Here is an 11,860-nt window from a genome sequence, read left to right as displayed (position 1 = left end):
CCTTGCCGAGAAGGCGGATCATCCTGATCGGTCAGCACCCTCGGCAGTCATAATTCTAAGATTTTTAATCAGTTAGGACCTTCCTGAACGCTGGTTCCATAACCCATGGATTCGGCGGCACGAGCCAATACTTGAGCGCTTTGCAGGGATATTTGCACGCCCCGCCAGCCGGGTACTGCAACGTTTCAGCCCAGGCGCTCTACGGCGGGCAGTTGCATGGCCTGGACCTCGCCCTGAAGGAAGTCGCTGAGGCGCCGCAAACGCTCGCCTCCGGGCCGAGTCCTGGGCCACACCAGATAGTAGTTCAGGCCACTGGCCACCGCTGTCGGCCAGGGCAGGCTCAAGCGACCCTGGGCCACATCCTCGGCCACCATCAGCAAGTCCCCCATGGACACGCCATAACCCCGCGCAGCGGCAATCATCCCCAGCTCCAGGGTGTCGAACACCTGCCCGCCCTTGAGGGACACCTGGTCGGTCAGGCCCATGTGCTCCAGCCAACTGCGCCAGTCGCGGCGGTCCGGGGTCGGGTGCAACAGCTCGGTGGCGGCCAGCCGCGCCACGTCCCAGGGCTGATCATTGAGCAGGTTCGGCGCGCCCACCGGAATCAGCAGTTCGGGAAACAGGTAGCTGGCCTCCCAGTCCGGGGGGAAGTGACCGTTGCTCAGCAGCACCGCGCAGTCGAAGGGCTCCTGGTTGAAGTCCACCGAGTCCACGTCCATCCAGGCACTGGTGAGCTGCACCTCATTGCCCGGCTGCAAATGGCGGAAGCGGCTGAGCCGCGCCAACAGCCAGCGCATGGTCAGGGTCGAGGGCGCCTTCATGCGCAAGATGTCATCTTCGGCACGCAGGGTATTGCAGGCCCGTTCCAGGGCACCGAAGCCCTCGCGTATCCCCGGCAGCAGCAAGCGCGCCGCCTCGGTCAGTTGCAAGTTGCGCCCGCTGCGCTGGAACAGCCGGCAAGCGAAGTGATCCTCCAGGGTCCGGATATGCCGGCTGACCGCGCTCTGGGTGATCGACAGCTCTTCGGCTGCCCGGGTGAACGAGCTGTGCCGGGCCGCTGCCTCGAAGGCGCGCAGGGCATACAGCGGAGGAAGACGACGGGACATGCAGGCACTCCAGAACGTGACAGGGCCACGCTACCAGAAAGTGCTTCGCATGAGTTTTAATCATGCCAGCAATCGTTTTTATCCCTTTGTGCTATGGGCCAAGAGCGCCGAGAATCAGCGCTCTCCCGGACTTTCCCCTGATCGAGCCTGATGACCATGCAGCATCCAGCACGTACCGAACTCTGGGCCATCCTGCGGCTGGCGGGGCCGCTGATCGCCTCGCAGCTGGCGCACATGCTGATGGTCCTCACCGACACCCTGATGATGGCCCGCCTGAGCCCCGAGGCCCTGGCCGGCGGCGGCCTGGGTGCGGCCAGCTACTCCTTCGTATCAATCTTCTGCATCGGCGTGATTGCCGCGGTGGGCACGCTGGTAGCGATCCGCCAGGGCGCTGGCGACATCGAGGGCGCCGCGCGCCTGACCCAGGCCGGGCTCTGGCTGGCCTGGCTGATGGCCCTGGTGGCCGGCCTGCTGCTGTGGAACCTCAAGCCGCTGCTGTTGCTGTTCGGCCAGACCGAAAGCAACGTCCACGCCGCCGGCCAGTTCCTGCTGATCCTGCCGTTCGCCCTGCCCGGCTACCTGAGTTTCATGGCCCTGCGCGGCTTCACCAGCGCCATCGGCCGGGCCACGCCGGTGATGGTCATCAGCCTGGGCGGCACCGTGGCCAACTTCCTCCTCAACTACGCGCTGATCACCGGCATGTTCGGCCTGCCGAAACTCGGCCTGGTGGGCATTGGCCTGGTGACCGCCATCGTCGCCAACTGCATGGCCGTGGCCCTGGCCTGGCACATCAAGCGCCACCCGGCCTACGCCGCCTACCCGCTGCGCCAGGGCCTGTCCCGGCTGAACACCCATTACCTGCGGGAACTGTGGCGCCTGGGCCTGCCCATCGGCGGCACCTACGCGGTGGAAGTCGGGCTGTTTGCCTTCGCCGCCCTGTGCATGGGCACCATGGGCAGCACGCAACTGGCAGCGCACCAGATCGCCCTGCAGATCGTCTCGGTGGCGTTCATGGTGCCGGCGGGGATTTCCTACGCCATCACCATGCGCATCGGCCAGCATTACGGCGCCGGGCAATTGCTCGATGCACGATTGGCCGGGCGCGTGGGCATCGCCTTTGGCGCGGTGGCGATGCTGGGGTTCGCCATGATCTTCTGGCTGCTGCCCAACCAACTGATCGGGCTGTTCCTCGACCACAACGACCCGGCCTTCGCCGAGGTGATCCGGCTGGCCGTGAGCCTGCTGGCGGTGGCCGCCTGGTTCGAGCTGTTCGACGGCACCCAGACCATCGCCATGGGCGCGATCCGGGGCCTCAAGGATGCCAAGACTACCTTCCTGGTGGGTCTGGGCTGCTACTGGCTGATTGGCGCACCTTCAGCCTGGCTGATGGCCTTCACCCTGGGCTGGGGGCCGACCGGTGTCTGGTGGGGCCTGGCCCTGGGGCTGGCGTGTGCGGCCATCAGCCTGACCCTGGCATTCGAGTGGCGAATGCGCCGCATGATCCGGCGTGAGCCGCCCGTGCCGGCCATGACTCTCCAGGCCGGCCAGGCGGATTGAGCCCGAACCGGCGTCGGTTTAAACCGTCCCTTCCTGCAGCGCCTGCTGGCTGCTGCCGAAGGTCAGATAGTCCATCAGTTCCGCCAGGGGCAGCGGCTTGCTGATCAGATAGCCCTGGGCCTGGTCGCAACCAAAGCCCCGCAGCAAGGCCAGCTGTTCCGCCGTCTCCACGCCTTCGGCCACCACATTCAGGTTCAGGTTATGGGCCAGGTTGATCATGGCGTGGACCAGCTTGCGGTTCTCTTCGCGCTGCTCCATGCCGCCGACAAAGCTCTTGTCCACCTTGAGCAGGGTAATGGGCAGGCTGTTGAGGTGGACGAAGGAAGAGAAGCCGGTACCGAAATCGTCCAGGGAGAAACGCACTCCCAGGCGCCCCAGGGCATCCATGGTCTGCTTCACCAGGTCACTGCGGCGCATCACTGCGGTCTCGGTCAATTCGAATTCCAGCCACTGGGCCTCGACTCCGCGCTCGGCAATCAGGCGGCTCAGGGTCGAGAGCAGTTGGCTGTCCTGGAACTGGCGGAACGACAGGTTCACCGCCATGTGCAACGGCGGCAGGCCGCGTTCGCGCAGGGCCTGCATGTCCCGCAGGGCTCGGGAAATCACCCAGTAGCCCAGGGGCACGATCAGCCCGCTCTGCTCGGCCAGGGGCACGAACTCGCTGGGCGGCAACAGGCCGCGCTCGCCATGGCGCCAGCGCACCAGGGCTTCAAGGCCCACGATCTTGCCGTCATGCAGGTTCAGCCGGGGCTGGTAGTGCAGCTCCAGTTCGTCGCGGCGCAGGGCCCGGCGCAGTTCGCTTTCCAGGTCGGCCAGGCTGCGAGCGTTGCGATTGATCCGCTCGTTGAAGATATGAAAGGTGCAGCCCTGGGTGCTCTTGGCCTGTTGCATGGCGATGTGTGCATGCCACATCAGCGGGTCGGCACCGGCATTGGCCCGGGCATGGGCAATCCCCAGGCTGCAGCCGATCAACAGGCTTTCGCCATCGACCCAATAGGGCTCGGCCATGGCTTCGGTGATGCGCTCGGCCATCCACTCGGCCCGCTGTGGGGCGCGGCGGGTGTCGATGAGCAAGGCAAACTCATCGCTGCCCAGGCGGGCCAGTTGATCGCCGGCCTCAAGCTGGCTTTTCAGGCGCGAGACCACCTGCAGGATCAGCCGGTCGCCGGCCTGGTGGCCTAGGGCGTCGTTGGCGTGGCGGAAATTGTCCAGGTCGAGATGGCCCAGGGCCAGGCCACGGCCTTCGTTTTCCGCCAGGCGCGCGGCCAGCAAGGTCTGGAACCCCTGGCGGTTGGCGATGCCGGTCAGGGGGTCCTGCTCTGCCAGGCGCTGCAGGGTGTTTTCCAGCAGGCCGCGCTCACGTACATGGCGCAGGCAACGGCGCAGGGCATCGGTACTCAGGCAGGAACTCACCAGCCAGTCGCTGACGCCTACAGGGGCTACGGGCGGTTCCTGGTCCAGCAGCAACACGGTGGGCAGGCTGCAACGCCCGGGGCCGGGCTGCAAATGAGGAAGGGTCAACAGGACCGCGTTGCGGTCGTCTTCAAACAAACGGCTGACAGACTCCCAGCTGGGAGCACTGATCAATACCACCGAGTCTCCCAACGGAGCGACACACTCGCGCAACAACGCTGTCCACACCGGCTCTTCAGCCAGTAGCAGCAAACGCAAGGGTTCGACAGGCTTAGACAAGCTAGCTCCCTAGACTCTGCAAATTAAGTTGGCGGCGGGCATTATGGCGCGCAAATAAACAATAACAATTGATATTGATTATCATACGCAATTTCTTGTACCGCTCTAACTCGAACATTAGACGCATATTCAGCGCGCATCCTGAGGGAAAGTATCAAAACCGGCAAATTTAGATCGCGTTGTGCGTCACAAGTCGGACAGAGGCAGCAGAATCCGTCCAGCCTGTTAAAATGCCCGCCCTTTTCGTAACCGATCCCTTTTTACCGTCATGTCCCGACTCAATCCCCGGCAGCAAGAAGCCGTGAACTATGTCGGCGGCCCTCTTTTGGTGCTCGCCGGCGCAGGCTCCGGCAAGACCAGCGTGATCACCCGCAAGATCGCGCACCTGATCCAGAATTGCGGCATCCGCGCCCAGTACATTGTCGCCATGACCTTTACCAACAAGGCCGCGCGGGAAATGAAGGAGCGGGTCGGCACCCTGCTGCGCAGTGGCGAAGGCCGTGGCCTGACGGTCTCGACCTTCCACAACCTGGGCCTGAACATCATCCGCAAGGAGCATGTGCGGCTGGGCTACAAGCCGGGCTTCTCGATCTTTGACGAGACTGACGTCAAGGCCCTGATGACCGACATCATGCAGAAGGAGTATTCCGGGGACGACGGCGTCGACGAGATCAAGAACATGATCGGCTCGTGGAAGAACGACCTGATCCTGCCCGCCGAGGCCCTGGAAAACGCCCGCAACCCCAAGGAACAGACCGCCGCCATCGTCTACACCCACTACCAGCGCACGCTCAAGGCGTTCAACGCAGTGGACTTCGACGACCTGATCCTGCTGCCGGTGAAGCTGTTCGAAGAGCACGCCGACATCCTGGAGAAATGGCAGAACAAGGTGCGCTACCTGCTGGTGGACGAATACCAGGACACCAACGCCAGCCAGTACCTGCTGGTGAAGATGCTGATCGGCAAGCGCAACCAGTTCACCGTGGTGGGCGACGATGACCAGTCGATCTACGCCTGGCGCGGCGCACGCCCGGAAAACCTGATGCTGCTCAAGGACGACTACCCGTCCCTGAAAGTGGTGATGCTGGAGCAGAACTACCGCTCCACCAGCCGTATCCTGCGCTGCGCCAACGTGCTGATCTCCAACAACCCCCACGAATTCGAAAAGCAGCTGTGGAGCGAGATGGGCCACGGCGACGAGATCCGCGTGATCCGCTGCCGCAACGAAGATGCCGAGGCCGAACGGGTGGCCATGGAAATCCTCAGCCTGCACCTGCGCACCGACCGCCCCTACAGCGACTTCGCCATTCTTTACCGGGGTAACTACCAGGCCAAGCTGATCGAACTGAAGCTGCAGCACCACCAGGTGCCCTATCGCCTGTCCGGCGGTAACAGCTTCTTCGGACGCCAGGAAGTAAAGGATCTGATGGCCTACTTCCGCCTGATCGTGAACCCGGATGACGACAACGCCTTCCTCCGGGTGATCAACGTGCCGCGCCGGGAAATCGGTTCCACGACCCTGGAAAAACTCGGCAACTACGCCACCGAACGCAAGATCTCGATGTACGCCGCCACCGACGAAATCGGCCTGGGCGAACATCTGGACAGCCGTTTCACCGACCGCCTCGCGCGCTTCAAGCGCTTCATGGACCGGGTCCGCGAACAGTGCGCCGGCGAAGACCCGATTTCCGCCCTGCGCAGCATGGTCATGGACATCGACTACGAGAACTGGCTGCGCACCAACAGCTCCAGCGACAAGGCGGCGGACTACCGGATGGGTAACGTCTGGTTCCTGATCGAGGCCTTGAAGAACACCCTGGAAAAAGACGAAGACGGCGAGATGACCGTCGAAGACGCCATCGGCAAGCTGGTCCTGCGCGACATGCTGGAACGTCAGCAGGAAGAGGAAGACGGCGCCGAGGGCGTGCAGATGATGACCTTGCATGCCTCCAAGGGTCTGGAATTTCCCTACGTGTTCATCATGGGCATGGAAGAGGAAATCCTCCCGCACCGCTCCAGTATCGAAGCCGATACCATCGAGGAAGAACGGCGCCTGGCCTATGTGGGCATTACCCGCGCGCGTCAGACCCTGGCCTTTACCTTTGCAGCCAAGCGCAAGCAGTACGGTGAAATCATCGACTGCGCGCCGAGCCGTTTCCTCGATGAGCTGCCCCCGGACGATCTGGCCTGGGAAGGCAACGACGACACCCCGACCGAAGTGAAGGCCGTTCGCGGCAATAGCGCCTTGGCGGATATACGCGCGATGTTAAAGCGTTAAAATCGACTATTTTTTAACAGACCTTTGGCCCAGACGTGGCCAGTAGAGGAAGCTCCGTGGAAGCACTGCACAAGAAAATTCGCGAAGAAGGCATCGTGCTTTCCGATCAAGTACTGAAGGTCGACGCCTTTCTGAACCATCAGATCGACCCGCAGTTGATGAAGTTGATCGGCGACGAATTCGCCACGCTGTTCAAGGATTCGGGCATCACCAAGATCGTCACCATCGAAGCCTCAGGGATAGCCCCGGCGATCATGACCGGTCTGAACCTGGGCGTGCCGGTGATCTTCGCCCGCAAGCACCAGTCCCTGACCCTGACCGAGAACCTGCTGTCGGCCACCGTGTACTCCTTCACCAAGCAGGTGGAAAGCACCGTCGCCATTTCCCCGCGGCACCTGACCAGCAGCGACCGCGTGCTGATCATCGACGACTTCCTGGCCAACGGTAAGGCGTCCCAGGCACTGATCTCGATCATCAAGCAGGCCGGCGCCACCGTGGCCGGCCTGGGCATCGTCATCGAGAAGTCGTTCCAGGGCGGCCGTGCCGAACTGGACTCCCAGGGCTACCGCGTGGAATCCCTGGCCCGGGTCAAATCCCTGGCCGGCGGCGTGGTCACCTTCATCGAGTAACCCCGCCCGCCAGAGCAACAGACTTGTGTAGGAACTGGCTTGCCAGCGAAGACGCCCTTGAGAGCAGCGCAAGACTTCAAGGCCCATTCGCCGGCAAGCCGTCTCCTACTACATGGTGGGGGCCGTGGCCTGCAGACCCGCCAGCAGGAACCGCTGGTACAGGTCTTCACGCAGGCCTTCGGGTTTCTCCAGCCCCATGCGCTCCAAGTGCTCGGCAAACGCCGCGGGCTCCGGTGCGTCGAGTGCCGCCTTGCCCAGCTCGAGGATCTCGCTGAGCTTGAACTTGCTCTTGAGCCAGTTCAGCGCCCGCAGCAGGTCGCGCTCCTGGGCGCTGAAATCACTGCCCAGCGGATACTCCGGGAACAGGTGGCGATGACGCGCCTGAATGTTCTGCAAACGCTGTGGGCTGTTGTCGGCAAAACGCGGCTCCAGACGAAAGTCCTTCGCCAGCTTGCCGGCTTTCTGTGCCTGCTCGATCAATCCGGCCTGGAAGCGTGAATCGCTGATATTGAGCAACGCCTCGATCACCTTGGCGTCCGTCTTGCCCCGCAGATCGGCGATGCCGTACTCGGTGATCACGATGTCCCGCAGGTGCCGGGGGATGGTGCAGTGGCCGTATTCCCAGACAATGTTGGAACTCACCTCCCCCGCCGACTCGCGCCAGCTGCGCAGGATCAGCACCGAGCGGGCATCCGCCAGGGCATGGCCCTGGGCGACGAAGTTGTATTGCCCGCCCACCCCGCTCAGCACGCGCCCGCCCTGCAACTGGTCGGACACCGCCGCACCCATCAGGGTCATGGTGAAGGCGCTGTTGATAAAGCGCGCATCCCGGCGTTGCAGACGCTTGAGCTCCTCATGGCCATACAGCTCGTTGATGTAGCTGATGGCGGTCATGTTGAACTGCGCCAGCCTGCTCTTGGGCAGCTCCCGCAGGCGCTGATAGAAGCTGCGCGGGCCAAGGAAGAAACCGCCATGGATCGAGACCCCGCCGACAGCCGAATCCGGATCCAGGGTGCCGGCATTGGCTTGCTCTTGCAGCGCCACGGTCGGGTACACCTTGCGCCGCACGATGCCCGCGTCGGCCAGGGCCAGCAGGCCGTTGACGAACATTTCGCTGCAGCCGTAGAGCCCTTGGGCAAAGGGCTCGACACCCCCTTCGCGATCGATCAGCGGCTGCCAGTAATCCACCTGCAGGTCTGCCAGCAGTGCGCGGTAGCCCTCGTTGTCCGCCTGCCGTGCGAGCAAGGCCGCGGTCAGCGCATCGCCCATGGAGCCAATGCCGATCTGCAGGGTGCCGCCGTCGCGCACCAAGGTGCTGGCGTGCAGGCCTATGCAATGGTCCTGGATACCCACGGGCATGTTCGGCGTGGAGAACAACGTACTGCGCTCCTCCTCGTCGATCAGCAGGTCGAGGTCCGCGGCATCGATTTCCGAGTCACCCGGCATATAGGGCAGGTCGCTGTGGACCTGGCCGAGGATCAAGATGGTTTCCCCCTGCGCCCGGCGCTTGGCAATCATCGGCAACATGTCGAGGGTGATGTCCGGGTTGCAGCTCAGGCTCAGGCGTCCTGGGTCTTGCGGGTCCCTGGCCAGCAGTTGCGCCACCAGGTTCAGACCGGCTGCGTTGATGTCCCGGGCGGCGTGGCTGTAGTTGCTGCTGACGTAGTCCTGCTGCGCCGGGGCACTGTGCAGGAGGCTGCCGGGCTGCATGAAGAACTGCTCGACGCGAATGTTCGCCGGCAGGCTGTCGCGATGCAGGTCAGCGAGAAAATCCAGCTCCGGGTAGTCACCGAATACCCGTTCGACGAAGGGTTCGAGAAAGCGCTTCTGCAAACCGTCGCCCAGGGCCGGCCGGCCCAGGCTCAAAGCGGTGTAGATGGTCAGCTGGCGTTCCGGCATCCCGGCGATGCGCCGGTACAGGGCATTGGCGAAACGATTGGGTTTACCCAGCCCCAGGGGCATGCCCATGTGAATGTGTTGCGGCAAACGCGCGAGCACTTCATCCACCGCATGCTCGATAGAACAGGATTGCAGCATCTGACCCTCCGGGGACCGTCCATGAATTGAGGTTGGACCGAGCTTGCCGGGAGTTTGCTGCATTGACCAGTACACGGGGGCAAATTACGCCCACAAAAAAGCCGCTCGTAAGCGGCTTTTTCGCTGAAGATGGCGGCTTATTTCAGGCCGGACATCTTCTGGATTGCACCTTTGAGCTCGTCATCGGAGCAATCGGCACAGGTGCCTTTAGGCGGCATTGCGTTGATCCCGGTGATGGCCTTGGCCAGGATGCCGTCGAGGCCGCCCTGGTGATCGGCGCGCTCTTTCCAGGCTGCGGTGTCACCGATTTTCGGTGCGCCCAACAGGCCGGTGCCGTGGCAAGCGTTGCAGTGCTTGGCGATCACGTCATCCGGGGATTTCGCGCCACCGCCACCGCCCGCAGAGGCGGCCACTTCCATACCCTTGCACTCCTGCCCCTGGACGCAGACCTGGCCGACAGGCTCAAGACGCTTGGCAATATCATCATTAGTCGCAGCTTGAGCGCTGACTGCCCAAAGGGCCAATACGGTTGCTGGTGCGGCCAGCATTTTCATAATTAGGTTCACGCGTACACCCTCAATGGTGGCTAGTCACGCCTGCGGCCACGGTTTCGCAGGCGGGCGAAAGTATAACGGTTAGCCCGCCACACTGAAACAACCCCAAAGTCGAAGGGGTCTTATTCGCGGCAAAATGTCGCTGGGGGCCTCTCTGCAAGCCTTGCAGGACGCCTCTTGATCTAGAAGTTCGCCGGAGTGGCTGCGCTGATTAGTCGCGCCGGAACATCGAACGGATTACGGAAACGGTGCGGCTTCGTACTCTCAAAGTAGTAGCTGTCGCCGGCTTCGAGGACAAATGTTTCAAGCCCTACCACCAGTTCCAGGCGCCCCTCGAGGAGAATCCCGGTTTCCTCGCCGTCGTGGGTGAGCATCTCTTCACCGGTATCGGCACCCGGCGGGTAGATCTCGTTGAGGAAGGCAATGGCGCGGCTCGGATGAGCCCGGCCCACCAGCTTCATGGTCACCGCACCATCGGAGATGTCGATCAGTTCGTGGGCCTTGTAGACGATCTGAGAAGGCGTTTCCTGGAGAATTTCCTCGGAAAAGAACTCCACCATGGACATGGGAATGCCGCCCAGCACCTTGCGCAGCGAGCTGATCGAGGGGCTGACGCTGTTCTTTTCGATCATTGAAATGGTGCTATTGGTGACGCCCGCACGCTTGGCGAGTTCACGCTGGGAAAGACCTTTCAGTTTACGGATGGATTGCAGTCGTTCACCGACGTCCAATGCGGCAGCCTCCTAGGCGGGAATCAGGCGTTGTTGTAATTGAGCGTTATCATGGCGACAGCGTTCAGTATTTACAACACTTGCTCCCGATTCCCCCCGGGAAGGCGACTTTCGGTACAGCCCACGGAATCTCAGCCTTCGCAGTACACCAACGGTACCCGGCGCAGGTTGCAGAACAGCTGATAAGGGATGGTATCGGCGGCCTGCGCAACATCGCTGGCGAGGATGTTCTTGCCCCACAACTCCACGGTCGAACCAAGGCCGGCCTGGGGCACGTCCGTCAGGTCGACACACAGCATGTCCATGGACACCCGGCCCAGCAGGCGGCTGCGCTGGCCGGCCACCAGTACCGGCGTACCAGTAGGCGCATGGCGCGGATAACCGTCGGCATACCCCATGGCCACCACGCCGATGCGCATTGGCCTGTCTGTGATGAACCTGGCGCCGTAGCCCACCGGCTCGCCGGCCGGCAGTTCACGCACGCAGATCACCTTGGACTCCAGGGTCATTACCGGCTGCAAGCGCGCGGCCACCGAGTTGTTTTCTTCGAACGGCGTCGAACCGTAGAGCATGATGCCCGGGCGCACCCAATCGCTGGGTACGCTGGGCCAGCCCATGACCGCCGGCGAATTGCGCAGGCTGATTTCCGCTCCGAGGCCCTGGCGAGCCGCTTCGAATACCGCCACCTGCTCGCTGCTACGCGGGCAGTCCAGTTCATCGGCGCGGGCAAAGTGGCTCATCAGCACGATCTTCTCGACCTTGCCGCTGGCCTGCAGGCGCTGATACGCCGCCTGGTAATCCTTGGGATGCAGGCCGACCCGGTGCATGCCCGAATCCAGCTTGAGCCAGACCGTCAGTGGCTTGGCCACGGCCGCCTGCTCGATGGCTTCGAGTTGCCACAGCGAATGCACCACACACCAGAAATCATGCTCGACGATCAGCGCCAGCTCGGATGCTTCGAAAAAACCTTCCAGCAGCAGCACCGGCGCACGAATGCCCGCGGCGCGCAGCTCCAGGGCTTCTTCGATGCAGGCCACGGCGAAACCGTCGGCCTCGCCTTCCAGTGCCTGGGCGCAGCGCACCGCGCCATGGCCGTAGGCATCGGCCTTGATCACCGCGAGAGCACGAACTCCCGAGGTTTCACGGGCCAGTTGGTAGTTGTGACGCAGGGCTTGGAGATCGATCAGGGCACGGGCAGGGCGCATGGCGGCAGACTTCTAGGCGGTCATGGGGAATAAAAAACCGGTGCTGGATAACGGCGAGCCGCCACCGGCAC

General features: G+C 62.9%; 9 protein-coding genes. 3 read left to right on the top strand and 6 right to left on the bottom strand.

Features of this window, described 5'->3' with window-relative positions; translation table 11 throughout:
- Window positions 1–185: 185 nt before the first annotated feature.
- Window positions 186–1,106: a LysR substrate-binding domain-containing protein gene (locus ACUXVH_RS01650; RefSeq protein ID WP_011064199.1), complete on the bottom strand. Its 921-nt coding sequence runs from the start codon at window positions 1,104–1,106 to the stop codon at window positions 186–188.
- 150 nt (window positions 1,107–1,256) lie between these two features.
- Here ACUXVH_RS01650 and ACUXVH_RS01645 point away from each other — a divergent pair, with 150 nt between their 5' ends.
- On the top strand, window positions 1,257–2,663 hold the full coding sequence (locus ACUXVH_RS01645) for a NorM family multidrug efflux MATE transporter (protein ID WP_011064200.1): 1,407 nt from the start codon (window positions 1,257–1,259) through the stop codon (window positions 2,661–2,663).
- Between the two features lie 18 nt (window positions 2,664–2,681).
- On the opposite strand, the gene ACUXVH_RS01640 is transcribed toward ACUXVH_RS01645, so the two are convergent.
- Entirely contained in the window at window positions 2,682–4,355 is a 1,674-nt protein-coding gene (locus ACUXVH_RS01640) for a putative bifunctional diguanylate cyclase/phosphodiesterase (protein ID WP_011064201.1), read from the bottom strand.
- 268 nt (window positions 4,356–4,623) lie between these two features.
- Here ACUXVH_RS01640 and rep point away from each other — a divergent pair, with 268 nt between their 5' ends.
- Window positions 4,624–6,633, top strand: a complete 2,010-nt coding sequence (rep, locus tag ACUXVH_RS01635) for a DNA helicase Rep (RefSeq protein WP_011064202.1) — start codon at window positions 4,624–4,626, stop codon at window positions 6,631–6,633.
- 56 nt (window positions 6,634–6,689) lie between these two features.
- Window positions 6,690–7,262 (top strand): xanthine phosphoribosyltransferase, encoded by a 573-nt coding sequence (locus tag ACUXVH_RS01630; protein WP_011064203.1) that lies wholly within the window; start codon window positions 6,690–6,692, stop codon window positions 7,260–7,262.
- Between the two features lie 108 nt (window positions 7,263–7,370).
- Here the strand turns inward: ACUXVH_RS01630 and ACUXVH_RS01625 are convergent, their stop codons facing one another.
- From ACUXVH_RS01625 to alr, 4 genes are all read right to left on the bottom strand, one after another.
- The gene (locus ACUXVH_RS01625; RefSeq protein ID WP_065365036.1) at window positions 7,371–9,299 is read right to left on the bottom strand and encodes an acetyl-CoA hydrolase/transferase C-terminal domain-containing protein; all 1,929 of its coding nucleotides are present in this window, start codon (window positions 9,297–9,299) and stop codon (window positions 7,371–7,373) included.
- A 137-nt stretch (window positions 9,300–9,436) separates the two neighbouring features.
- Window positions 9,437–9,853 carry a c-type cytochrome gene (locus ACUXVH_RS01620; RefSeq protein WP_011064205.1) on the bottom strand — a complete coding sequence of 139 codons (417 nt, stop codon included), beginning with the start codon at window positions 9,851–9,853 and terminating at the stop codon, window positions 9,437–9,439.
- Window positions 9,854–10,035: 182 nt separating this feature from the next.
- Window positions 10,036–10,584, bottom strand: a complete 549-nt coding sequence (locus tag ACUXVH_RS01615; RefSeq protein WP_015637462.1) for a cupin domain-containing protein — start codon at window positions 10,582–10,584, stop codon at window positions 10,036–10,038.
- 131 nt (window positions 10,585–10,715) lie between these two features.
- On the bottom strand, window positions 10,716–11,789 hold the full coding sequence (alr, locus tag ACUXVH_RS01610; protein WP_015637463.1) for an alanine racemase: 1,074 nt from the start codon (window positions 11,787–11,789) through the stop codon (window positions 10,716–10,718).
- Window positions 11,790–11,860: the final 71 nt, after the last annotated feature.

This window comes from Pseudomonas sp. 8(2025) (assembly GCF_052665325.1).
Note: the sequence above shows the minus strand (reverse complement) of the source record. Positions and strands in the feature narration are given on the sequence as shown.

Coding starts and splice junctions, on each gene's coding strand:
- ACUXVH_RS01650 (WP_011064199.1), bottom strand. CDS start 1,106: ATGTCCCGTCGTCTTCCTCCGCTGTATGCCCTGCGCGCCTTCGAGGCA.
- ACUXVH_RS01645 (WP_011064200.1), top strand. CDS start 1,257: ATGACCATGCAGCATCCAGCACGTACCGAACTCTGGGCCATCCTGCGG.
- rep (WP_011064202.1), top strand. CDS start 4,624: ATGTCCCGACTCAATCCCCGGCAGCAAGAAGCCGTGAACTATGTCGGC.
- ACUXVH_RS01625 (WP_065365036.1), bottom strand. CDS start 9,299: ATGCTGCAATCCTGTTCTATCGAGCATGCGGTGGATGAAGTGCTCGCG.
- ACUXVH_RS01620 (WP_011064205.1), bottom strand. CDS start 9,853: ATGAAAATGCTGGCCGCACCAGCAACCGTATTGGCCCTTTGGGCAGTC.
- alr (WP_015637463.1), bottom strand. CDS start 11,789: ATGCGCCCTGCCCGTGCCCTGATCGATCTCCAAGCCCTGCGTCACAAC.